Genomic DNA, 22644 nt, shown 5'->3' with positions numbered 1-22644 from the left:
CACCACGCAATGGCCTTCCTCGACCAGAACCCCGCCATCGGTTTTCCGCTGGCGGCCGGCCTTGGCCTGCTTGTCGGCAGCTTCCTGAACGTGGTCATCCTGCGGCTGCCGCGCCGCATGGAGTGGCAGTGGAAGCGCGACAGTCGCGAGATCCTCGGCGAGCCCGACACGTATGACCCGCCACCACCCGGGATCGTGGTGGAGCGCTCGCACTGCCCGCAGTGCAAGGCGCAACTGAGCTGGTATGAGAACATTCCGGTGTTCAGCTGGCTGGCGCTGGGCGGCAAGTGCCGGCACTGCAAGGCGCCCATCTCCCCCCAGTATCCGCTGGTCGAGCTGCTGACCATGCTGCTGTTCGTGGCCTGCGCCTGGCGCTTCGGGTTTGGCTGGCAGGGCTTCGGGGCGATGGTGTTCACCGGGTTCCTGGTCTCCATGTCGGGCATCGACCTCCGCACCCAGCTGCTGCCCGACCAGCTCACCCTGCCGCTGATGTGGCTGGGGCTGATCGCGGCGTCGGACAACCTGTACATATCGGCCAAGCCGGCGTTGCTGGGCGCGGTGGCCGGCTACGTGAGCCTGTGGAGCGTGTGGTGGTTGTTCAAGCAGCTCACCGGCAAGGAGGGCATGGGCCACGGCGACTTCAAGCTGCTGGCGGCCATCGGCGCGTGGACGGGGCTGAAGGGCATCCTGCCGACCATCCTGCTGTCGTCGCTGGTGGGCGCCATCATCGGCTCGATCTGGCTGGCGGCGAAGGGCCGCGACCGGGCAACGCCGATTCCGTTCGGCCCGTACTTGGCCATTGCCGGCTGGATCACCTTCTTCTGGGGTGATCGTCTGGTGGACGGTTACCTGAAGCTGGCCGGGCTCGGCTGAAGCTGGGGGACCTCAGCTCCCGGCCGCCAACCGGCGGTACAACCGATCCAGCGCTTCCACGTGCCCCTGCAGCGCTAGCAGCGGGCCGTCATTGACGATCACATCGTCTGCCACCGCAAGTCGCTGTTCGCGGCTGGCCTGCGCGGTGATCATGCGCTGCGCCAGTTCCGCGTCACTCCCATCGCGCTGCATGAGCCGGGATTGCTGGACCTCAGTCGGCACATCAACGACCAGGATCCGGTCGGCCCACGGGTAGGTCTCGCGACCACCGCCTTCGGCCAGCAGCGGGATCGCGGCAATGGCATAGGGGCCGCCCGCAGACTCGCAGCGGGCCCTCAGCTGGGCGCGCACGCGCGGGTGGATGATCGCCTCAAGCCGGCGGCGCGCGGCCTCGTCGCCGAAGACCCGCTGGCGCATTGCCGCACGGTCGAGGCTGCCGTCCGCGGCCAGCACCCCATCGCCAAACGTCGAGACCACTTCAGCCAGCCCTTCCGAACCAGGGGCAACCGCCTCGCGGGCGGCCACGTCGGCGTCGGCCACGGTGACCCCCAGCGCTTCGAAGCGCCGGGTGACCTCACTCTTGCCTGAGGCGATGCCGCCGGTGACGGCCACGATGTAGTTGCTCATCCGCGGATGATAGGTCAGCCCCACCACGCGCGGATGGCGGCAATGCCCTGCGCACCATGGCGGCGCGCCTCCGGCAGGTCCGCCGCGCCAAGGCCGCCGATCGCGTACATGGGCAGGCACACCGTTTCCCGAAGGCGGGCGAACGCATCCCAGCCGATACCCGGTTCGCCCGGATGGCTGGGGGTCGGTTTCAGGCTGCCGACCACGACGAAATCGCACCCCAGCTCCTGTGCGCTACGCAGGTCTTCCACGGTGTGGCAGGACGCAGCCACAGGCACACCATCGGCAAGCGGGCGGCGCATGAATTCGCCCAGTTGCGCGGCCCGCAGGTGCAGCCCTGCGCCCAGCTGCGTCGCCAGCGCGACATCGCCGTTGACCAGCACGTCGGCCTTGGCGGCGCGGCAGCGGGCGACCGCGGCGGCCGCGAGCGCGGGCCAGCGCGCCGGATCGTGGCCGTGGGCGCGCAGTTGCACGCGACGGATCCCATTGGCGAGGGCGCGGTCGAGGGCCCGGAGCCAGCGCAGTTCGACCGGGGTCCACGCGCTGGCGTCCCGGCGCCGGCGTTGGCCCAAGGGTTCCACCAGGGGTTCCAGCGTGCCCACCATGCGGTCCATGGCCGTTCGCACGCTGGCGGCGGCGAAGCGGCCCAGGCCGAGGGCGTTGTCGACGGGGCCCGGAAGTCGGCTGGTCCGCGAGGACGCGTCGTCGCCCCGCAGGCCCCCCGCCCCCGAGGGCGCGGCCGCTGCCGCGCTGCCCATTGCCAGCACCGCCGTGGGATCGGGCGTCACCAGATACCGGTCCGGCTGCCCCAGCGCGGCCACCACCGGCACGTCCGCGGGCGGCATCTGGTAGGCAGCCAGCTTGTGCGGCGGCACCCATACCAGCGCCTGCCCTTCGCGGCCGCGCGCGGCCCCGCTGAACCCGCGCACTTCGCGCACGTCCAGGGTCAGGTGCTTGTCGGGGTATTGCTGCGGGACGGTGATGAGATGGTCCCCCACCTCGGCCTCGATGCCCAGTTCCTCGCGCAGCTCGCGCACGAGGGCGCCTTCGGGAGACTCGCCAGGCTCGCGCTTGCCGCCGGGGAACTCCCACAGGCCGGCCAGATCACGCCCCTCGGTGCGCCGGGCCAGCAGGATGCGGCCGCGGGCGTCGCGGATGACGCCCGCCACCACTTCGATCGAACGACGCGCAGGTTGGCTCACCGGCGCGGGACGTTCATCCGGTTCCGGGTCAGGCGAGCTGCCCATGGCAGTGCTTGTACTTCTTGCCGCTGCCGCACGGGCACGGGTCGTTGCGGCTGACATTGGCGAACGCGGCCTCGCTGACCTGCGCGGCCTCCTCGTCGGCGCCGAAGCCGCCGGCATCGGCGTGCTGGAACTGCATCTGCCGGGCCTGGGCCTCGGCCATGGCGCGCTCCTGCGCCTCCATCTCGGCGATTTCCGCCTCGGTCTGGATGCGCACGCGGGCGAGGAAGGTGGTCACGTCGCGCTTGACCTTGTCGAGCATGTCCGAGAACAGCTCGAAGGCCTCCTTCTTGTACTCCTGCTTGGGCTGCTTCTGCGCGTAGCCGCGCAGGTGGATGCCCTGGCGCAGGTAGTCCATGCGCGCCAGGTGCTCCTTCCAGTTCTGGTCCAGCACGTTGAGCATGATGTGGCGCTCCAGCATGCGCATGGTCTCGGCGCCCAGCGCCTGCTCACGCGTGCTGAAGTACTCGTCGACGGCCTTGCGCACATGCCCGGCGATGCCCTCGGCGTCCAGTTCCTCGTGCTGCTTGACCAGGCCCTGCAGGTCCACGCGCACGCCCAGCTCCTCGGCCAGGGTGGCCTCCAGGCCCGGCAGGTCCCACTGCTCGTCCACCGAGTTGGCCGGCACGAAGCGCTCGACGAAGTCGCCCACGACGTCGTCGCGGATGCCCACGACATTGTCCCGGATGTCCTCGGCTTCCAGCAGCTCGTTGCGCTGGCCGTAGATGACCTTGCGCTGGTCGTTGTTGACGTCGTCGAAGTCGAGCAGGTTCTTGCGGATGTCGAAGTTGTGGGCCTCGACCTTGCGCTGCGCGTTGGCGATCTGCTTGGTGACCAGGCCGCTCTCGATGACGTCGTCTTCCTTCAGGCCCATCCGCGCCATCACCTTCTGCACCCAGTCGGCGGCGAAGATGCGCATCAGGTTGTCTTCCAGCGACAGGTAGAAACGGGACGAACCCGGGTCACCCTGGCGGCCGGCGCGGCCGCGCAGCTGGTTGTCGATGCGGCGGCTTTCGTGGCGCTCGGTGCCGACGATGTGCAGGCCGCCGGCGGCCTTGACCGCTTCATGGCGCTGCTGCCATTCGGCCTTGATGCGGGCCTTGGTGGCCTCGCTCACTTCACCCTCGGCCTCGAGGGCGGCCAGTTCGGCTTCCAGCGAGCCGCCCAGCACGATGTCGGTACCGCGGCCGGCCATGTTGGTGGCAATGGTAATTGCGCCCGGACGGCCGGCCTGCGCGACGATGTGCGCCTCGCGCTCGTGCTGCTTGGCGTTGAGCACCTCGTGGGCGATGCCGGCTTCGGTCAGCTGCTGGCTCAGCAGCTCCGAGACCTCGATCGAGGTGGTGCCCACCAGCACCGGCTGGCCCTTGGCATTGGCGGCCTTGATCTCGTTGACCACCGCGCGGTACTTGCCCGGGCGGTTGAGGAACACCGCATCCGGATAGTCCTTGCGCTGCACCGGCTGGTTGGTCGGGATCACGATCACTTCCAGGCCGTAGATGCTCTGGAACTCGTAAGCCTCGGTGTCCGCCGTGCCGGTCATGCCGGCCAGCTTGCCGTACATGCGGAACAGGTTCTGGAAGGTGATGCTGGCCAGCGTCTGGTTCTCGCGCTGCACCGGCACGCCTTCCTTAGCCTCCACCGCCTGGTGCAGGCCGTCCGACCAGCGGCGGCCGGCCAGGGTACGGCCGGTGAACTCGTCGACGATGATCACTTCGCCATCGCGCACGATGTAATCCACGTCACGCTGGTAAATGGCGTGCGCGCGCATCGCGGCGTTGAGGTGGTGGACCACGCTCAGGTTGCGCGGGTCGTACAGGTCCTCGTCCTCGCCGAGGATGCCGGCGGCGCGCAGCAGCGCCTCCGCGTGCTCCTGGCCGGACTCGGACATGTGCACCTGCTTGCCCTTCTCGTCCACCCAGAAGTCGCCTTCGGCCTCTTCGGTGGCCTGGCGGATCAGCTGCGGGACGATGCGGTTGACCTTGATGTACAGCTCCGGCGACTCATCGGCTGGGCCGGAGATGATCAGCGGGGTGCGCGCCTCGTCGATCAGGATCGAGTCCACTTCGTCGACGATGGCGTAGTGCAGGCCGCGCTGGAACCGGTCTTCCTTGGCCAGCGCCATGTTGTCGCGCAGGTAGTCGAAGCCGAATTCGTTGTTGGTGCCATAGGTGATGTCGGCAGCGTAGGCGGCGGCCTTGTCGCTGTGCGGCATGCCCGGGTACACCACGCCCACGCTCAGGCCCAGCCAGTTGTACAGCTTGCCCATCCACGCCGAGTCGCGGCGGGCCAGGTAGTCGTTGACGGTGACCACGTGCACGCCCTTGCCCTCGAGCGCGTTGAGGTACACCGGCAGCGTGCCGACCAGGGTCTTGCCCTCACCGGTGCGCATCTCGGCGATCTTGCCCAGGTGCAGCACCATGCCGCCGATCAGTTGCACGTCGTAGTGGCGCATGCCCAACACGCGCTTGGCGGCCTCGCGGCACACGGCAAACGCTTCGGGCAGGATCTTGTCGAGCGCCTCGCCGTCGGCGAGGCGCTTCTGGAACTCGGGGGTCTTGGCCTGCAGCTCGCTGTCGCTGAGCTTCTGGACCTCGGGCTCAAGCGCGTTGATCTTGGTGACGGTGCGTTGGAGTTGGCGCAGCAGGCGTTCGTTGCGGCTGCCGAAAACGCGGGTGAGCAGGCTGTTGAGCATGGAGGGGTCCGAAGCGGAAAAGAAAACAGGGCGCTGGGCGCCCTGTCTTGGCGAACATTCATTCTAGCGTGGTGGCGGGTGAACGCGCTTTCAAGCGCCCCGCCCCCGGCCTCAGCCGCGGACCTTGACCTTGAGCGGGGACTGCTGGCTCAGGAAGTTGCGCGGATTGACCACCGCGCCGTTCTGCCACACCTCGAAGTGCACGTGGGCGCCGGTGGAGCGGCCCGACGAGCCGGCCTTGGCGATCTCGGCACCGGCGCGGACCAGTTCACCGACGCGGCGGGTCAGGCGCGAGTTGTGCGCGTAGCGGGTGACGAAGCCGTTGCCATGATCGATTTCCACGGTATGGCCATAGCCGGAGCGATCCCCGGAGAAGCTGACCACGCCGTCAGCGGCGGCCAGCACCGGGTCGCCTACGTCGGCCTCGAAGTCGATGCCTTTGTGGAACTGGCGACCGCCCTTGATCGGGTCGGCGCGATTGCCGAACGAGGACGTGATGTACTTGCCCTGGATGGGTTCGCGGCCTGGCACGGAGTTCATGTCAAGCTGGGTGTTGAACAGCAGCGACTCCAGCACGGAAAGCTGCTCGCCCGAAGCAGCGAACTTGCGCTTGAGGTCGTCCATGCCGTCGACGAGCTCGCCAACCGGCATGTCCTCGACGGCTTCGCCACCGCCGACACCGACCGGCTTGTCGAAGTCGAACTCGCCGTCCTGCAGCTGGCCCATGCGGGTCAGGCGCTCGCCCAGGGCATTGAGGCGGTTGGCCTCGGCCTGCAGCTCGCCCATGCGGGCGGCGAGGGCATTGACCTCGCGCTGCGCCTCACGGCGGATCTTGTCGGTTTCGGCCTGCTGCTGGCGCACGTCGGCGCGCATGGCGGCGGTGACCGCAAGGCTGGTGCCGCCACCGAGGACGAGGCCGGAGCCCAGCAGGATCGCGATGGCCAGCAACGGCCGGCGCGCGCCCTTGTGGGCCATCTGGTGCAGGAACCGGGAGAATGGTCCGTGCGACTTGTATAGGATGGAGTGATAGGTCATATGTCCGATGTCTGATTACCGATCCCCGCCCTCCCCGCCTTCGCCCCAGGACGCACTTGACGTGCTCATGGCGGCGCCGGCCGGAAACACGTTGCGTCGCGCCTTGTGGCTCGACACCGTGGACCGTCGGTTACGTCCCCATCTGCCCCCTTCATTGGCCGCGCATGCGCGACTGGCCAATCTTGAACGCGGCAGACTCGTGTTCGTCGTCGATGCACCGGTGTGGCACGCCAAGCTTCGGCTTGCCTCCCCTCAGATCCTCGACGCGGCCCGTTCCCTCGGACTCGACGTGGCCGAAGTCGTCGTCAAGACAACTCCCCCCGTTGCACCGCCTGGGCAGACAACGCGGAAGGCCATCCCCATGTCCGCGGCTGCACAGAAAGACCTGCAGGCGGCATTGGCGTCACTCAAAAACCCTGACCCCACAGGGTCCGACTGACACCGACCGGGTCCGTTTGGCACGGCACGCAACCTGCGTATCGGCCGCCCTTTTCCGGAGGGACGGCGCATCCTAGCCGCCCTCCCCCCCGCTTTTGTTAAGCAGTTGGAAGCGTTTCGGAAAGATATCGTTAAAAATGAGTTAAGGCGTCACGAGATGTTCACGTCCGTGACCGGTTAGACAGTTCGATTGCGTATGCCGGCCGGTTTGCGCCGTGACGCAAGGATCGGCCCATCTCACGGCGTGGCGGCTGGCCAACACCCACAGCCAGCGGCACTCAGACCGGAGCGGGAATCCCGTAGATCACCGGGGCCGGGGCCTCGTCGGGGAAGGTCACTTCTTCCCAGGCCGACTGCTCGGCCAGCAGGGCGCGGACCAGCTTGTTGTTGAGGGCGTGGCCGGACTTGAAGCCCTCGTAGGCACCGATGATCGGGCGGCCGGCCAGGTACAGGTCGCCCACCGCGTCGAGGATCTTGTGGCGCACGAACTCGTCGGCATAGCGCAGGCCGTCGTCGTTCAGCACGCGGAACTCGTCAAGGACGATGGCGTTGTCCATGGAACCGCCCAGGCCCAGGTTGCGCTCGCGCATGTACTCCAGGTCACGCATGAAGCCGAAGGTCCGCGCGCGGCTGACCTCCTTCACGTACGAGGCGGTGGAGAACTCGATCTCGGCGCGCGACTGCGAGGCCGGGATGGCCGGGTGGTCGAACTGCACGGTAAAGCCGATGCGGAAGCCGTCGTGCGGCTCGAAACGGGCGACCTTGTCCCCGTCGCGCACTTCCACCGGGTGCTTGATGCGGATGAAACGCTTGGGCGCGTCCTGCTCGGCGATGCCTGCCGACTGCAGCAGGAACACGAACGGGCCGGCCGAGCCATCCATGATCGGCACTTCCGGCGCCGACAGGTCGATGTAGGCGTTGTCCACGCCCAGGCCCGCGAGCGCTGACAGCAGGTGCTCCACGGTCTGGATCTTGGCCGGGCCGTAGCTCAGGCCTGTGCACAGGGTGGTCTCGGTGACCAGGTCGGCGCGTGCGGGGATTTCCATCACCGGGTCCAGGTCCACGCGCCGGAACACGAGCCCAGTGTCCACGGCGGCCGGGCGCAGGGTGAGGAAGACCTTCTCGCCACTGTGCAGGCCCACGCCGGTGGCGCGGATCACGTTCTTGAGGGTGCGTTGGCGGGGCATCGGCGGTGGAAAGGCCTTGTAGTTCGGTTGCGTTGGCCAGCTGGCGTCAGGATTGGGCGCCTCGGCTCGCGTGGGCAGAGCGGGCGGATGAGAACCAATCCCATGTTCAGCCGGCGAAGATTAGCACGCCGCGAGCTGAATCCTGGCCGAAACCGGGGACACTCCGTCCCGCCAGCGTCACGGATGGCGGAAAGACTGGCCGGCCGGCCACCGCCCGCGGGCGACGGCCAACCGGCCCAACCCCCCTGCCGCAAGGCAGGGGCAAGTGGTGCTGCAGCCCTGCAGCGCGATCGCGCCACACGGCATCGGACAGGAGTCGGTCCCGTCGCCGGAACCACCCGGGATGCCGCTGGCGACGGCAGCCCGGGGCGTAACGCCGGTCAGTCCGCCTGGCGGCGGAGGAAGGCCGGGATGTCGAGGTAGCTGTCGAAGTCGGCCGCGCCGGTGGACGACGGGGCGGTGTCGACGGCCGGACGCGCGGCGTTGCTGCGCAGGCTGCCACCGAAGCTGGGAATGGCCGGGCCGGCGTTCGGGGCGTACGCGTCGGTCACGTCATCGATGGGCAGACCGGTGGTGCCATCCAGGCGCGCGGTGCTGCGGACCAGCTCCACCTGCGGGCGGCGGTGGGTCTGGAAACCGGAATCGCGGCCGGAGTCGCGGATCGGCTGGCGGGCGACGGCGCGGTTCAGGCCGGTGGCGACCACGGTCACCTTGACCTCGTCCTGCATGTCCGGATCCAGCACCGTACCGATGACCACGGTGGCGTCCTCGGAGGCGAAGCCTTCGATGGTGCGGCCCACTTCGTCGAACTCGGCCATGGTGAAGTCCGGGCCGGCGGTGATGTTGACCAGGATGCCGTTGGCGCCGGACAGGTTGACGTCGTCCAGCAGCGGGTTCTGGATCGCCGATTCGGCAGCGGCCTGCGCGCGGTCGTCGCCGCGGGCCGAGCCGGTGCCCATCATCGCCAGGCCCATCTCGCTCATCACGGTGCGCACGTCGGCGAAGTCGACGTTGATCAGGCCCGGGCGCACGATCAGGTCGGCGATGCCCTGCACGGCGCCGAGCAGCACATCGTTGGCGGCGCGGAAGGCCTGGATCATGGTGGCATTGCGGCCGAGGACGGTGATCAGCTTTTCGTTCGGGATGGTGATCAGCGAGTCGCAGTGGTGGCTCAGTTCCTCGATGCCCTTGAGCGCGACCTGCATGCGGCGGCGGCCTTCGAACGGGAACGGCTTGGTGACCACGGCGACGGTCAGGATGCCCATCTCCTTGGCCAGCTGCGCCACGACCGGGGCCGCACCGGTGCCGGTGCCGCCGCCCATGCCGGCGGTGATGAACACCATGTCGGCGCCCTGCAGCGCATCCATCAGGCGTTCGCGGTCCTCCAGGGCGGCCTGGCGGCCCACTTCGGGGTTGGCACCCGCACCCAGGCCCTTGGTGACGTTGCTGCCCAGCTGCAGCTGCAGCTTGGCGCCGCAGTTCTTGATGGCCTGCGAGTCGGTGTTGGCGGTGATGAACTCCACGCCGTCGACGTTGCCATTGACCATGTGCGCGACCGCGTTGCCGCCGCCGCCGCCCACGCCGATGACCTTGATCACCGCATTCGGGGCCATCTGTTCAACCAGTTCAAAGTGCGCCATGTCCGTGTCCTCGATTGTCTAGTTATGTGTGTTGCTGTTGTTGTTGCGTTGCTTCGGGTGTCGCCCTCGCAGGCGCTGCATCCCTGCCGATGACTGCAGTCCCACCACGTTCCGCCCTGCCTTCCCCACTCCCCGCGTGCCGCGCCGTCGCGGCAAACGCTTCCGCGCTGTCAGAACTCGCCGCGATACCAGTTCTTCAACTTGCTCAGGAACCCCCCCGCGCGCCCGGTGGGCAGCACCGGCCGGCGCGGGTTCTCGATCTGGCTGCCCATCAGCAGCAGGCCCACGCCGGTGGCATGCACCGGATTGCCGACCACTTCGCCCAATCCGGTGACGTGCTGCGGGATGCCCACGCGCACCGGCATCTGCAGCATTTCCTCGGCCAGTTCGACCACGCCTTCCATCTTCGCGGCGCCGCCGGTCAGCACCATGCCGGCGCGGACGTGCTGCTCGAAGCCGCTCCGGCGCAGTTCGGCCTGCACCATCTCGAAGATTTCCTCGTAGCGCGCCTGCACGGCCTGCGCGAGCGAGGCGCGCGGCATGCGGCGCGGCGGGCGGTCGCCCACCGACGGCACCTGGATGGATTCTTCGGCCGTGGCCATCTGCGCCAGCGCGCAGGCGTAGCGCACCTTGATCTGCTCGGCTTCGGGCGTGGGCGTGCGCAGCATGTGCGCGATGTCCTCGGTGACCTTGTCGCCGGCGATGGGCAGGCTGGCGCTGTGGGCGATGGCACCGCCCACGAACACCGCGATGTCGGTGGTGCCCGCGCCCATGTCGACCAGCACCACGCCCAGTTCGCGCTCGTCGCTGGTGAGCACGGCGTTGCTGGAGGCCAGCACGCCGAGGATCAGGTCGTCGACCTGCAGGCCGCACTTCTGCACGCACTTGGTGATGTTGGCCGCGGCCGCGCCAGCGCAGGTGACCAGGTGCGCGTGTACTTCCAGACGCACGCCGGTCATGCCAACCGGGTTGCGGATGCCTTCCTGCGAGCCGTCGAGCACGTAATCGCGGGGGATGGCGTGCAGGATCTTCTGGTCCGCGGGGATGGCGACGGCCTTGGCCGCCTCGAGCACGCGGTCGAGGTCGGCCAGGGTGACTTCGCCATCGCGGATCGGCGCCACGCCCTGCGAGTTGCGGCACTGGATGTGGCTGCCGGAGATGGAGGCGTATACCGAACGGATTTCGCAGCCGGCCATCAGCTCGGCCTCTTCGATGGCACGCTGGATGGACTGCACAGTGGAGTCGATGTCCACGACCACGCCACGCCGCATGCCGCGCGACTCGTGCGAACCGATGCCGATCACTTCGATCGGGTTGCCAGGGGAGTACTCGCCGACCAGCGCCACCACCTTGGAGGTGCCGATGTCCAGGCCGACGATCAGGGATTTGTCACCCTTGCGGTTCATGTCTGTCCTTGCTGCGTGGTGCTGCCGCCCGGCTGTGCCGGCGCGGTGGGGGAAACGGAGGGGTCCACGGGATCCGGCTTGGGTGCCGGTGTCCAGGACAAGGCGAACCCGTTGGTGTAGCGGAGATCGGCACGGGTCAGCACCTTCTCCTGCTGTGCCAGCAATTGCGGCATCAGCCGGACAAAGCGCTGCAGGCGCGCGCGGGCTTCGCTGCGACCGACAACGATCTCGGCACCGGCCGCGACCTCGGCGGTGCGGCCGCGATCATGCAAGGTCAGGGTCCAGCTGCCGCGAGGGTCGATGCGCAGCGCCTGCACGTTGAAACCGATGGGCGCGAACAGTTCGCGTGACTCGTTGTACAGCGCGACCACTTCCGGCACCCGGGTCTCGGGCCCTCCCAGCTGCGGCAGGCCCTTGGGTACCTGGACGCCCTCGGCGGGGAACAGCCTGCCCTGCATGGACAGCAACCGGTCGTCGCCCCAGCGTGCAAACGGATGGTGCTCGGTCACGCGCACTTCCAGCACGTCGGGCCAGCGCTTGCGCACGTCGGCCGATTCCACCCATGGCAAGCTCGCAACCGCATTGCGCGCGCCTTCCAGGTCGACGGCGAAGAATCCGCGCCGGGCGTACGGGATCAGCGTCTTCTGCAGCAGCGCACCGTCCACGCGCTCGAACTCGCCGGTCACGCGCAGCTTGGACAGCGGCCATTGGCCCGCGCCCACCCAGCCGTTGACCACGGCGACCACCGGCAGCACGACCAGTGCTACCGCCAGCAGCCATCCGACGAGTCGCAGCAGGGCATTCACGCTGCCGCACCTCCTTGCAGGCTCGATTCCAGCACGCGCCAGCACAGTTCCTCGAAGCCGATGCCGACCTGGCGCGCTGCCTTGGGCACCAGCGAGTGGCTGGTCATGCCGGGGGCGGTGTTGACTTCGAGCAGGTAGAAGTTGCCGCTGGCGCGGTCGCGCATCACGTCCACCCGACCCCAGCCGGTGCAGCCGGCAGCGAGGAACGCGGCGAGCGCGATGCGGCGGATCTCCGCTTCGGCCTCGCCCTCCAGGCCGGGACACAGGTATTGGGTGTCCTCCGCGATGTACTTGGCGTTGTAGTCGTACCACTCGCCCTTGGGCACGATGCGGATCGAGGGCAGCGCGTCGTGACCCTCGCCATTGGCCAGCACGCCGACGGTCAGCTCGTCGCCCACCACCAGCTGCTCCATCAGCATCTCGCCGGGATAGCGCGCGGCGAGCGCGACCGCGTCGGCCAGGCCCGCCTCGTCGTGCACGCGCGAGACGCCGACGCTGGAGCCTTCGCACGAAGGCTTGATGATCAACGGCAGGCCGATCTGGCGGGCTGCGGCATGCACGTCATCGCCCTTGGCCAGGCGCACATAGCGCGGCGTGGGCAAGCCCACGCTCAGCCACACCTGCTTGGTGCGGATCTTGTCCATGGCCAGCGCCGAACCGAGCACGTCGGAGCCGGTGAACGGCACGCCGAGTGCGGTCAGCAGGCCCTGCAGCACGCCGTCCTCGCCACCGCCCTTGTTGCCATGGAGGATGTTGAACACGCGATCCACCTTGCCGCCTCGGATCGCGTCGACAAGTGCGGGAATGCCGTCCACCGCGAAGGCCTCGACGCCCTGGGCGCGCAGTGCGTCGAGCACGTTGCGGCCGGAATCGAGCGAGACCTCGCGCTCGGAGCTGGTGCCGCCCATCAGCACGGCGACGCGGCCGAACACGGCCGGATCGGTGACCCGGGGGGCGGCGAATTGCACGGTGGCCGGCTGGTTCACTTGGTTTCTCCTTGCGCAACCGGGCCCGCGAAACCGGACCGGGCGATGTTCTGGGCGGCGTGGCCGATGTCTCCCGCGCCCATCATCAGCAGCAGGTCACCGTCGGCGAGGATGTCGGGAAGCACCTGGGCTAGCTCGGCGGCGGAGCTGACCACCACTGGATCGATGCGGCCACGGGCGCGGATGGCGCGGGCCAGCGACTTGGCGTCTGCGCCGGCGATCGGCGCCTCGCCGGCGGGGTACACCTCGGTCAGCACCAACGCATCCACCGACGACAGCACCGCGGCGAAGTCATCGAACAGGTCGCGGGTGCGGCTGTAACGGTGGGGCTGGAACGCGACGACCAGACGGCGCTCCGGCCAGCCGCCACGTGCTGCGGCGAACACCGCCTCCAGCTCCTTCGGGTGGTGACCGTAGTCGTCGACCAGCGTGATCTTCGCGCCCTTGGCGGTGACGGGCTCGGCCAGCAGGTTGAAGCGGCGGCCGATGCCCGCGAAGGCCTGCAGTGCGCGTGCAATGGCATCGGCACTGACGCCCAGTTGCCAGCCCACCGCGGCGGCAGCCAGCGAGTTGAGGACGTTGTGGCGACCCGGCAACGCCAGCGTGACCGGCGTGCGCGAACCGTCGGGCAGGCACAGGGTGTAGCGCATGTTCGGTCCGGCCTGCTCGACGTCAATCGCGCGGACGTCGGCGGCCTCGCCGAAGCCGTAGGTCATCACGTGGCGTGAGGTCCGGGCGGCCAGCGCCGCGACCTCCGGATCCTCGATGCACAGCACCGCAAGGCCGTAGAACGGGAGGCGGTGCAGGAATTCGTCGAACGCGGCTTGGACCTTGGCGAAGTCCCCGCCGTAGTTCTCCAGGTGGTCGGCGTCGATGTTGGTCACGATCGCGATCTGCGGGTTCAGGCGCAGGAAGCTGCCATCGCTCTCATCAGCCTCGGCCACCAGCCAGTCGCCCTTGCCCAGGCGCGCGTTGGCGCCGGCGGCGAGCAGCTGGCCGCCGATCACAAAGGTCGGGTCGATGCCGCCCTCGCCCAGGACGCTGGCGGCAAGCGAGGTCGTCGTGGTCTTGCCATGGGTGCCGGCCACCGCGATCCCGCGCTTGAAGCGCATCAGCTCGGCCAACATCTCCGCGCGCGGCACCACCGGGATGCGCTGCGCCCGGGCTTCCATCAGCTCGGGGTTGTCGGCCTTGATTGCGCTGGACACCACCACGCAGTCGGTACCCAACACGTTGGCGGCGGCGTGGCCCTTCTGCACGCTGATTCCAAGCGAGGCGAGGCGGCGGGTGACGGCGTTGTCCGCGTTGTCGGAACCGGACACCTGGTAGCCGAGCGTGCACATCACCTCGGCAATGCCGCTCATGCCCACGCCGCCGATGCCGACGAAGTGCACGCGTGGGAAGGCCTTGGCGAGGTCGCCGGTGTGCTGCAGGCGGCGGCGAAGGGCCGAACTCATGCGGTCTGCTCCAGGACGATGTCAGCGACGCGATTGGCTGCGTCGGGTGTGGCGAGCGCGCGCGCGGCCTGGGCCATGCGCAGCAGGTCCACGCGCTCGTTGAGGATTTCGAGGGTGGCGCTGAGCCGCTGGGCGAGATCCTCGCCCTGCGGCAGCAGTTGCGCCGCGCCGCGCTCCACCAGGTACTGCGCGTTCTTGGTCTGGTGGTCGTCCACCGCTTGCGGGAACGGCACGAGCAGGCTGGGCACGCCGGCCGCACACAGTTCGGCAAGGGTCAGCGCGCCGGCACGGCACACCACCACGTCGGCCCAGGCATAAGCGGCCGCCATGTCGGCGATGAATGGTTCGACCGCTGCCGCCACGCCTGCCTCTGCATAGGCCTGCTCGGCATCGGCGCGCATCTTCTCGCCGCACTGGTGGCGCACGTCGAAGGCCACCGTCCCACGCAACGCGGCGATTGCCTTCGGCACGGCGGTGTTCAGCGCACGCGCCCCTTGGCTGCCGCCGAGCACCAGCAGGCGCAGCGGGCCTTGGCGTCCCGCGAAGCGCTCCTGAGGCGGTGCGACGGCGGAAATCTCCGCGCGTACAGGATTACCCACCACTTCTTCCTTCACGGCGTGGAAGGTGTCCGGGAAACCGGTCAGCACGTGGCGCGCCATGCGCGACAGCACTCGGTTGGTCATGCCCGGCGCACGGTTCTGTTCGTGCACGATCAGCGGGATCCCGGCCAACCGCGCCGCCAGCCCTCCGGGACCGGCCGCGTAGCCGCCAAAGCTGATCACCGCGCGCGGCTGGCGCTGGCGCAACACCTGCGCCGCGGCGCGTACCGTGCCGAGCAACTTGAAAGGCGCGAAGAGCAGCGTGGTGAGGCCCTTCCCGCGCACGCCGCGCACGGCGATGGTATCGATGGCTATGTCGTGCTGCGGGACCAGGCGCGTCTCCATGCCCCCTTCCGCTCCGAGCCACATCACCGGCTGGCCGCGTTCGCGCAGCGCGCGCGCCACGGCAAGGCCAGGGAAAATGTGCCCACCCGTGCCACCGGCGAGGATCATCACCGGATGCAGGTCGGTATCGGTTGCCGCGCGCTTCATGCGCCCCTCCCCAGGATGGGCTCAACCCGCTGCCGCAGGCGGCTGGTGCCGCGGGTCGCGTCCGCAGCCTTGGACACGCCTACCCGAGCGGCGGTGGCCACGCTGGGCAACGGCTGCGTGGTCGACGGAATGTAGGCCGGTGCACCAGCGGTCGCCGCAGCGCTTTCGCCACGGCGCAGGGCCACCTGGCGCTGGGCCCGATCCAGTTCGTAGGACACCCGCAACAGCAGGCCGACCGCGAGGCAGGTCATCATCACGCTGGAGCCGCCATATGAGATCAGCGGAAGGGTCAGGCCCTTGGTCGGCAACAACCCGAGGTTCACGCCGATGGAAACCAGTGCCTGCAGCCCGATCCACAAACCAATGCCGAACGCGCAGTAGCCGGCAAAATGGCGGCGCATCTCTACGCACTTGTAACCTACCCAGAAGGCGCGGCCGACGAACGCGGTGAACAGGCCAACCACCGCCACCACCCCGAGGAATCCAAACTCCTCGGCGATGACCGCCATGATGAAATCGGTATGCGCCTCCGGCAGGTACGACAGCTTCTGCACCGATGCACCCAAGCCCACGCCCAACCACTCACCGCGGCCGACCGCCATCAACGCATTCGCCAGCTGGTAGCCGGCGCCGAACGGATCGGCGAAAGGGTCGGTGAACGAGGTGATGCGGCGCATGCGGTACGGCTCGGCGATGGCAATGACCGCCAGCAGCGGCAGGCCGATCAACACCGGCGCGAACATGCGCGGCATGTTGACCCCGCCAAGCACCAGCATGCCGGCGGTGATTGCCAGCAGCAGCGACGACGAACCGAAATCCGGCTGCATCAGCAGGATGCCCACCAGCACCACGGCCACGCCCAGCGGCTTGAGCATTGCCGGCCAGGTGGCGCTGACCTCCTCGCTGAAACGCTTGAGGTAGCTGGCCAGCCAGATGATGAAGCACAGCTTGACCGCCTCGACCGCCTGGAAGCCGGCGATGCCCAGGTTGAGCCAGCGCCGCGCGCCGTTGACCGTCTTGCCGATGCCCGGCACGAAGACCAGCAGCAACAGCACGAAGCACGCCAGCAGCAGCCACCAGCTGTGCTGCTCGATGGTCTTGAGCTCGGTGCGCGCAATCCACGCGGCGAACACCAAACCACCACTGATGAACACGGCATGGCGGATCAGGTAGTAGTACGGGCTTGAGCCTTCGTCTTCGGCGATGGCCACCGACGCCGAGCCCACCATCACCACGCCCAGGCATACCAGCGCCAAGGCAATGCCCAGCAGCCAGGGGTCGAAGCGCCCCTGGATGGCATCGTAGCGGGTGGCCTGGCGGGCGACGGCGTCCATGTCAGCGCACCTTCAACGTCGCGAGGCCGACCAGTACCAGCACCACCGAGATGATCCAGAAGCGCACGATGACGCGCGGCTCCGGCCAGCCCTTGAGCTCGAAGTGGTGGTGGATGGGCGCCATGCGGAACACGCGCTTGCCGGTCAGCTTGAAGCTGGCGACCTGGATCATCACCGACAGCGTCTCGATGACGAAGATGCCGCCCATGATCACCAGCACCAGTTCCTGGCGGGCGATCACCGCAATGGTGCCCAGCACCGCCCCGAGCGCCAGCGCGCCGATGTCGCCCATGAACACCATGGCCGGGTAGGTGTTGAACCACAGGAAGCCGAGCCCCGCGCCGGCGATGGCCGCGCAGATCACCACCAGCTCGCCCGCGCCGGGTACGGCCGGGATCTGCAGGTACTTCGAGAACTCAGCATGACCGGAGGCGTAGGCGAACACGCCCAGAGCAGTGGCCACCAGCACCGTCGGCATGATCGCCAGACCGTCGAGGCCATCCGTCAGGTTGACCGCGTTGGAGAACCCCACGATCCACAGGTAGGCGATGGCGACGAAGCCGACGCCGGCCAGCGGCAGCGCGATCGACTTGAAGAAAGGCACATAGAACGTGGTCGCGGCCGGCACGTCCGCGTACAGGTACAGGTACAGGCCGGCGCCCAGCCCGAACAGCGACTGCAGGGCGTACTTGGTGCGCGACTTCATGCCGTTCGGATCGCGCTTGACGATCTTGATCCAGTCGTCCCACCAGCCGATCCAGCCGAACGCCACCATCACCGCCAGCACCACCCACACGTACTTGTTGCGCAGGTCGCCCCACAGCAGCACCGATGCGAGCACGGTGATGATGATCAGGGCGCCACCCATGGTCGGGGTGCCGGCCTTGGAGAAGTGGGACTGCGGACCCTCCTTGCGGATCGGCTGGCCACCCTTGAGCTGACCCAGGCGGCGAATCACCGCCGGCCCCCACCACAGCGACAACGCCAGCGCGGTCAGCGCGCTGAGGATGCCCCGGAAGGTGAGGTAGTTGAACAGGCCGAACAGGCTCTGCAGCTGCTCCAGCCAACGCGCGAGTTCAAGCAGCATGGGTGTCCCCCTTGTCCGCGCCAAGCAGCGCGGTCACGATCCTGTCCATCGCGCTTCCGCGCGATCCCTTGACCAGCACGCGCACGCCGTCCCGAAGGTCCGCGGCGAGTGCCGCTGCGAGCGCATCATGGTTGTCGTACTGCGTCGCGCCTTCCCCGAAGGCGTTGGCGGCGGCCGCGCTCAGTGGCCCCAGCGTGTACAGCCGGCGCAGGCCGGCGGCCTTGGCGCGACGGCCGGCTTCGGCATGCATCGATTCGGCGTCGTCGCCCAGCTCGCGCATGTCGCCCAGCACCAGCCAGCCCTCGCCGCCGCTGGCGGCCAAAGTGTCGATGGCCGCAGCCAACGAGCCGGGGTTGGCGTTATAGCTGTCGTCGATCAGCACGGCGCCCGAAGGCAAACGATGCGAGATCAGGCGGCCTGCGACCTGCCGCGCCGCGTTCAGTCCGTCTGTGATGACCTCCAGCGGCACGCCCAGCGCGCCCGCCATCGCAGCGGCGGCCAGCGCGTTGCGGACGTTGTGCCGGCCGGGCATGGCCAACCGCACGCTCGTTTCGCCCGCAGGAGTGACGAGGGTGAAGCGGGAGCCATCGGCATCGAGCACGATGTCACGGGCGGTGACGTCGCCGCCGTGGTCGAGCCCGAAATACACCAGCTGGCGCCCGTGGGCGCGCTCGGCGAAGTACGGGGCGAAGGCATCGTCGCCGTTGATCACGGCCGTGCCATCTGCAGGCAACGCGTCATAGATGGCGGCCTTGGTGTCGGCGACGGCCAGGAGGCTGCCCATGCGCTCCAGGTGCGCAGGCGCGATGTTGTTGACCAGGGCCACGTCCGGGCGCGCGATGCGCGTGAGGTAGGCGATGTCGCCGGGTTTGCCGGCACCCATCTCGTACACCGCGAAGCGCGCATCGTCCGGGGCGTCGATCACCGCCAGCGGCAGGCCGATCTCGTTGTTGCGGTTGCCCGGGTTGGCGTAGGTCCTGCCAGCGCGCTCGAGAATGGACAGCACCAGTGACTTCACGCTGGTCTTGCCATTGCTGCCGGTGATGGCCACCACCTTGCCGCCCACGCGCTCGTGCTGCAGGGCCGCGGCGAGGTCGGCCAGCGCGCGCTCGGTGTCCGGGACCACCACCTGCGGCAGGTCCCAGCCGGCCACGCGCGCGGGCACATGGTGCGCGACCAGTGCGGCGGTGGCTCCCGCCTCGGCTGCGGCCTGGACGTGCTCGTGGCCGTCGAAGCGCTCGCCCTTGAGCGCGATGAACAGCACGCCGTCACCGTTGAACAGGGTGCGGGTGTCGGTGGACACCGCAAAGACCTGGCGGTCCTCGCCTTCCAGATGGCCACCCACCATGCGCGCCAGCGCCGAGAGCCACAGTGTCTTCATGCGCAGGCCTCCAGCGCGGCGCGCGCCACGTTTGTATCGTCGAAGGGGTGCTGCACGCCGTTGATCTCCTGGTACGGCTCGTGCCCCTTGCCGGCAACGAGCACGATGTCGTCCGCGGCGGCGGCGGCCACGGCGAAGGCAATCGCCTTCGCACGGTCGCGCTGCACATGGACGGCCTGCGGCGCGGCGAAGCCGGCCATGATGTCCTGCACGATCCGGTCGCCGTCCTCGGAACGCGGATTGTCGTCGGTGACGATCACCACGTCCGCCAGGCGCTCGGCGATCGCGGCCATCTGCGGGCGCTTGCCCCGGTCACGCTCGCCGCCACAGCCGAACACGCACAGCACGCGCGCATTGGCGTGGCCACGTAGCGATGCCAGTGCCTGCTCCAGTGCGTCCGGGGTATGGGCATAGTCGATCACCACAAGTGGACGATGGGCCGAGTCGCCTCCCAGCCGGTTCATGCGCCCGTGGATCGGCTGCAGCTTCGCCAGCGTTGCCGCGATCTCCGCCGGCGCCTGCCCTAGCGCGAAGAGCGTGGCAGCGACCGCCAGCAGGTTGTCGATGTTGAAACGGCCCAGCAACGGTGAGTCCACCGGATAGGCGACCCCTTCCACCACCAGGTCGAAGTGGATTCCCCGCGCGTCGAGCCGCAGCGCCTCGGCGCGCACCACCGCGTCGGCACGGCCGCGCGAGCTGAAGCCGACGCACTGCACGTGCTCGTCCAGCAACGCCGGCAACGTCGCGCCGACGGCGTCATCAAGATTGATTGCGGCGCCCTTCAGCCCCGGCCACTGGAACAGGCGCGCCTTGGCCGCGCCGTAGGTCTCCATGTCGCCGTGGTAATCGAGGTGGTCGCGGGTGAGGTTGGTGAACACCGCCACGTCGTAGTGCAGGCCTGCCACGCGCCCCTGGTCCAGCGCGTGCGAGCTGACCTCCATCGCCACCGCCTGCGCGCCGGCATCGTGCAGTTCGGCGAGCAGGCTGTGGGTGCGCAACACCAGCGGCGTGGTGAAGCCGGTTGGCACCACGTTGCCATACAGGCCCGCACCCAGCGTGCCCACCGTGCCAGCGGTGGTGCCCTGCAACGTCCACGCCTGCGCCAGCAGTTGCACGGTGGTGGTCTTGCCGTTGGTGCCGGTAACCCCGACCAAGGTCATCGTTTCGGTGACACGATCGTGGAACGCATCAGCCAGCTCGCCCAGGCGCGCACGCAGGTTGGGCACGGCGATGGCACCGGCGGGCACCGGCAGCTCGCTCGGCGCCGGGGGCTCGAACAGCACCGCCACGGCACCGGCGGCGCGCGCCTTCTCGGCGAACTGCAGGCCATGCGCGCCGAAGCCGGCGATGGCGACAAAGGCGCAACCTGGGGTCACTTCGCGGCTGTCCATGACCAGCCCGGAGATGCGCAGATCGCCGGGGATGCCGGCGACGTCGGGGAGCAGGTGGGCGAGCAGCTTGCTGCGGCTCATGGCAGGCCTCCTGCCACCGGCGCCGGCAGGCCCGCGCTGACCTGGGCGACGTTGGGCAGCACGGGGCTGTCCTCCGCCGGCTTGCCGCCGTTGGCCCTGGTCCGCTTGGCCTCGGCCTCGGCCTGCGCCGCCAGCCACGTGTCGATGTCGTCGGGCGCCACGTCCATCAGGCGCAGCGCGCCTTCCATGACGTTCTTGAACACCGGCGCGGACACCAGCCCGCCGAAATAGCCCTTGCCCGGATCCGGGTCGTCCACCACCACCACCATCGAGAAGCGGGGGCGCTCTACTGGCACCAGTCCGGCAAAGAAGGAAACGTAGCGACGCGAGTAGCCGCCGCTGCTGCTGAACTTGCGCGCGGTGCCGGTCTTTCCAGCGACGTGATAACCCAGGATGGCGGCCTGGGTGGCGGTGCCGCCGGTCTCGGTCACGGTCTGCATCATGTGCAGCACTTCGTTGGCGATCGCCGGGTCCAGCACTTGGCGCGACTCGCGCTCTTCTCCCTTCACGAAGGTCGGGCGGATCAGCTTGCCTCCGTTGCCCAGCGCGGCATACGCCACCGCGATCTGCAGCGGCGTGGCCGACAGGCCGTAGCCGTAGGACATGGTGGCCTTGGTGGTGCCGAACCATTTGGCCGGCTGCGGCAGCAGGCCCGGCGCTTCGCCCGGGAAGCCGCTGTGCGGCACCTGGCCGTAGCCGAAGCCGCGAATGAAGTCATAGAAGTACTGGTCGTCCAGCTTGGCCGCAATCTTGGCCGCGCCCAGGTTCGAGCTCTTCGTGATGACGCCGGTGGTGGTCTGGATGCCGTAGTTGTGGTGGTCGCGGATGGTGTAGCGACGATCCAGGGCCATCCAGCCGGGGTTGAGGTCGAATACCGTATTGGGCGTGATCACGCCAGCCTTGAGCCCGGCCGCCACGGTCAGCGGCTTCATCGTCGAGCCCGGCTCGACCACGTCGGTCACGGCCCGGTTGCGATGCGCGTCGATGTTGGTGCCGCCACCCGCATTCGGGTTGTAGGTGGGCAGGTTGGCCATCGCCAGCACTTCGCCGGTGGCCACATCCAGCACGACCACCGAGCCTGCGCTCGCACCGGTGCGCAGCAGAGCACTGCGCAACTCGCGGTGGGCCAGGAACTGGATCCGGCGATCGATTGTCAGCGTCAGGTCCTTGCCCGGCTCGGCCGGGGTGACCAGGTCCACGCTCTCGACGATGTTGCCCTGGCGGTCGCGGATCACGCGCTTGCTGCCGGGCGTGCCGCGCAGCCAGTCCTCGAACGCCAGCTCCAGCCCTTCCTGGCCGCGGTCGTCGACGTTGGTGAAGCCCAGCACGTGCGCCATCGCCTCACCCTGCGGGTAGAAGCGGCGGTACTCGCGCTGCGAGGCCACTCCCGGGATCTTCAGCGCGAGGATGCGCCGGGCCTCGTCGGGATTGATGCGGCGCTTGAGGTAGACGAATTCCTTGCCGGCCTTCTGCCCCACCTTGCGCGCGAGGTAATCGGCCGGCACGCCCAGCGCCTTTGCCAGCTCTGGGATGCGCGCGGGGTTCTTCAGCAGTTCCTGCGGGTTGGCCCAGATCGACTCGACCGGCGTGGAGACCGCCAACGGCTCGCCGTTGCGGTCGGTGATCATGCCGCGCGAGGTCGGGATCGGCAGTTCGCGCTTGAAGCGCGCCTCGCCCTGCTCGCGGTAGAACTCGTTGTGGACCACCTGCAGGTCGAATGCACGGCCGACCAGCACCACCGAGCACAGGCCCAGCGCGCCGCCGACCATCAGCAGCCGGCCGCGCAGGTCGAAGCCGTTGCGACCCCGGGCACGGTCGCGGCCACCGTCCCCGCGCAGCGCTTGCAGGCGTGCGCGGATCGCGACCAGCAGGCGCTGGCCGGGCG

The 22644-nt window shown here is 68.7% G+C and carries 18 protein-coding genes and 1 pseudogene; 2 read left to right on the top strand and 17 right to left on the bottom strand.

Going from position 1 to position 22644, the window contains the following annotated elements; genetic code table 11:
• Positions 1 to 9 precede the first annotated feature (9 nt).
• Entirely contained in the window at positions 10 to 873 is an 864-nt protein-coding gene (locus AC3ARF_RS02580; protein WP_498930000.1) for a prepilin peptidase, read from the top strand.
• A 12-nt stretch (positions 874 to 885) separates the two neighbouring features.
• On the opposite strand, the gene coaE is transcribed toward AC3ARF_RS02580, so the two are convergent.
• The 5 genes and pseudogenes from coaE to AC3ARF_RS02555 all read right to left on the bottom strand — a co-directional run bounded on the left by coaE (position 886) and on the right by AC3ARF_RS02555 (position 6474).
• Positions 886 to 1500: a dephospho-CoA kinase gene (gene coaE / locus AC3ARF_RS02575; RefSeq protein ID WP_498929998.1), complete on the bottom strand. Its 615-nt coding sequence runs from the start codon at positions 1498 to 1500 to the stop codon at positions 886 to 888.
• Between the two features lie 14 nt (positions 1501 to 1514).
• A complete protein-coding gene (locus AC3ARF_RS02570) occupies positions 1515 to 2267 on the bottom strand; it encodes a thiamine phosphate synthase (RefSeq protein WP_498931728.1) in 753 nt (250 codons plus the stop codon).
• A 6-nt stretch (positions 2268 to 2273) separates the two neighbouring features.
• Positions 2274 to 2669: pseudogene (gene mutT, locus AC3ARF_RS02565) on the bottom strand (8-oxo-dGTP diphosphatase MutT); the annotation flags it as partial.
• Positions 2670 to 2730: 61 nt separating this feature from the next.
• Positions 2731 to 5439 (bottom strand): preprotein translocase subunit SecA, encoded by a 2709-nt coding sequence (gene secA / locus AC3ARF_RS02560; RefSeq protein WP_498929996.1) that lies wholly within the window; start codon positions 5437 to 5439, stop codon positions 2731 to 2733.
• Positions 5440 to 5550: 111 nt separating this feature from the next.
• On the bottom strand, positions 5551 to 6474 hold the full coding sequence (locus AC3ARF_RS02555) for a peptidoglycan DD-metalloendopeptidase family protein (protein WP_498929994.1): 924 nt from the start codon (positions 6472 to 6474) through the stop codon (positions 5551 to 5553).
• A gap of 67 nt (positions 6475 to 6541) precedes the next feature.
• On the opposite strand from AC3ARF_RS02555, the gene AC3ARF_RS02550 reads away from it, so the two are divergent.
• Positions 6542 to 6913 carry a DciA family protein gene (locus tag AC3ARF_RS02550; RefSeq protein ID WP_498929992.1) on the top strand — a complete coding sequence of 124 codons (372 nt, stop codon included), beginning with the start codon at positions 6542 to 6544 and terminating at the stop codon, positions 6911 to 6913.
• Between the two features lie 277 nt (positions 6914 to 7190).
• On the opposite strand, the gene lpxC is transcribed toward AC3ARF_RS02550, so the two are convergent.
• The 12 genes from lpxC to AC3ARF_RS02490 all read right to left on the bottom strand — a co-directional run bounded on the left by lpxC (position 7191) and on the right by AC3ARF_RS02490 (position 22528).
• Entirely contained in the window at positions 7191 to 8099 is a 909-nt protein-coding gene (lpxC, locus tag AC3ARF_RS02545; protein ID WP_498929990.1) for a UDP-3-O-acyl-N-acetylglucosamine deacetylase, read from the bottom strand.
• A 380-nt stretch (positions 8100 to 8479) separates the two neighbouring features.
• Positions 8480 to 9739: a cell division protein FtsZ gene (ftsZ, locus tag AC3ARF_RS02540; RefSeq protein WP_498929988.1), complete on the bottom strand. Its 1260-nt coding sequence runs from the start codon at positions 9737 to 9739 to the stop codon at positions 8480 to 8482.
• A gap of 170 nt (positions 9740 to 9909) precedes the next feature.
• Positions 9910 to 11145 carry a cell division protein FtsA gene (gene ftsA / locus AC3ARF_RS02535; protein WP_036138431.1) on the bottom strand — a complete coding sequence of 412 codons (1236 nt, stop codon included), beginning with the start codon at positions 11143 to 11145 and terminating at the stop codon, positions 9910 to 9912.
• Positions 11142 to 11951, bottom strand: coding sequence for a cell division protein FtsQ/DivIB (locus AC3ARF_RS02530; RefSeq protein WP_498929986.1), 810 nt, complete (start codon positions 11949 to 11951; stop codon positions 11142 to 11144). The genes ftsA and AC3ARF_RS02530 overlap by 4 nt, the downstream gene beginning before the upstream one ends.
• A complete protein-coding gene (locus AC3ARF_RS02525; protein ID WP_498931726.1) occupies positions 11948 to 12919 on the bottom strand; it encodes a D-alanine--D-alanine ligase in 972 nt (323 codons plus the stop codon). Before AC3ARF_RS02525 ends, AC3ARF_RS02530 begins: the two co-directional genes overlap by 4 nt.
• 14 nt (positions 12920 to 12933) lie before the next feature.
• Complete coding sequence (murC, locus tag AC3ARF_RS02520; protein ID WP_498929984.1) at positions 12934 to 14394, bottom strand: UDP-N-acetylmuramate--L-alanine ligase; 1461 nt, start codon at positions 14392 to 14394, stop codon at positions 12934 to 12936.
• Positions 14391 to 15485, bottom strand: coding sequence for an undecaprenyldiphospho-muramoylpentapeptide beta-N-acetylglucosaminyltransferase (gene murG, locus AC3ARF_RS02515; RefSeq protein ID WP_498929982.1), 1095 nt, complete (start codon positions 15483 to 15485; stop codon positions 14391 to 14393). Before murG ends, murC begins: the two co-directional genes overlap by 4 nt.
• Positions 15482 to 16819 carry a putative lipid II flippase FtsW gene (gene ftsW, locus AC3ARF_RS02510; RefSeq protein ID WP_498929980.1) on the bottom strand — a complete coding sequence of 446 codons (1338 nt, stop codon included), beginning with the start codon at positions 16817 to 16819 and terminating at the stop codon, positions 15482 to 15484. The genes murG and ftsW overlap by 4 nt, the downstream gene beginning before the upstream one ends.
• Before the next feature lies 1 nt (position 16820).
• Positions 16821 to 17906, bottom strand: a complete 1086-nt coding sequence (gene mraY, locus AC3ARF_RS02505) for a phospho-N-acetylmuramoyl-pentapeptide-transferase (protein ID WP_498929978.1) — start codon at positions 17904 to 17906, stop codon at positions 16821 to 16823.
• Positions 17896 to 19287: a UDP-N-acetylmuramoyl-tripeptide--D-alanyl-D-alanine ligase gene (locus AC3ARF_RS02500; protein WP_498929976.1), complete on the bottom strand. Its 1392-nt coding sequence runs from the start codon at positions 19285 to 19287 to the stop codon at positions 17896 to 17898. Before AC3ARF_RS02500 ends, mraY begins: the two co-directional genes overlap by 11 nt.
• A complete protein-coding gene (locus AC3ARF_RS02495; protein ID WP_498929974.1) occupies positions 19284 to 20759 on the bottom strand; it encodes a UDP-N-acetylmuramoyl-L-alanyl-D-glutamate--2,6-diaminopimelate ligase in 1476 nt (491 codons plus the stop codon). Before AC3ARF_RS02495 ends, AC3ARF_RS02500 begins: the two co-directional genes overlap by 4 nt.
• Positions 20756 to 22528 carry a peptidoglycan D,D-transpeptidase FtsI family protein gene (locus AC3ARF_RS02490; protein ID WP_498931724.1) on the bottom strand — a complete coding sequence of 591 codons (1773 nt, stop codon included), beginning with the start codon at positions 22526 to 22528 and terminating at the stop codon, positions 20756 to 20758. The genes AC3ARF_RS02495 and AC3ARF_RS02490 overlap by 4 nt, the downstream gene beginning before the upstream one ends.
• Positions 22529 to 22644: the final 116 nt, after the last annotated feature.

The sequence above is a fragment of the Lysobacter sp. KACC 24251 genome, from assembly GCF_057747755.1.
The sequence above is the reverse complement of the archived record's forward strand: the minus strand, read 5'-3'. Positions and strand labels throughout refer to the sequence as shown.

Excerpts from the sequence above, each read along its gene's own strand:
- AC3ARF_RS02580 (WP_498930000.1), top strand. The coding sequence starts at position 10 with ATGGCCTTCCTCGACCAGAACCCCGCCATCGGTTTTCCGCTGGCGGCC.
- coaE (WP_498929998.1), bottom strand. The coding sequence starts at position 1,500 with ATGAGCAACTACATCGTGGCCGTCACCGGCGGCATCGCCTCAGGCAAG.
- secA (WP_498929996.1), bottom strand. The coding sequence starts at position 5,439 with ATGCTCAACAGCCTGCTCACCCGCGTTTTCGGCAGCCGCAACGAACGC.
- AC3ARF_RS02555 (WP_498929994.1), bottom strand. The coding sequence starts at position 6,474 with ATGACCTATCACTCCATCCTATACAAGTCGCACGGACCATTCTCCCGG.
- AC3ARF_RS02550 (WP_498929992.1), top strand. The coding sequence starts at position 6,542 with ATGGCGGCGCCGGCCGGAAACACGTTGCGTCGCGCCTTGTGGCTCGAC.
- lpxC (WP_498929990.1), bottom strand. The coding sequence starts at position 8,099 with ATGCCCCGCCAACGCACCCTCAAGAACGTGATCCGCGCCACCGGCGTG.
- ftsZ (WP_498929988.1), bottom strand. The coding sequence starts at position 9,739 with ATGGCGCACTTTGAACTGGTTGAACAGATGGCCCCGAATGCGGTGATC.
- ftsA (WP_036138431.1), bottom strand. The coding sequence starts at position 11,145 with ATGAACCGCAAGGGTGACAAATCCCTGATCGTCGGCCTGGACATCGGC.
- murC (WP_498929984.1), bottom strand. The coding sequence starts at position 14,394 with ATGAGTTCGGCCCTTCGCCGCCGCCTGCAGCACACCGGCGACCTCGCC.
- murG (WP_498929982.1), bottom strand. The coding sequence starts at position 15,485 with ATGAAGCGCGCGGCAACCGATACCGACCTGCATCCGGTGATGATCCTC.
- ftsW (WP_498929980.1), bottom strand. The coding sequence starts at position 16,819 with ATGGACGCCGTCGCCCGCCAGGCCACCCGCTACGATGCCATCCAGGGG.
- mraY (WP_498929978.1), bottom strand. The coding sequence starts at position 17,906 with ATGCTGCTTGAACTCGCGCGTTGGCTGGAGCAGCTGCAGAGCCTGTTC.
- AC3ARF_RS02500 (WP_498929976.1), bottom strand. The coding sequence starts at position 19,287 with ATGAAGACACTGTGGCTCTCGGCGCTGGCGCGCATGGTGGGTGGCCAT.
- AC3ARF_RS02495 (WP_498929974.1), bottom strand. The coding sequence starts at position 20,759 with ATGAGCCGCAGCAAGCTGCTCGCCCACCTGCTCCCCGACGTCGCCGGC.
- AC3ARF_RS02490 (WP_498931724.1), bottom strand. The coding sequence starts at position 22,528 with ATGGTCGGCGGCGCGCTGGGCCTGTGCTCGGTGGTGCTGGTCGGCCGT.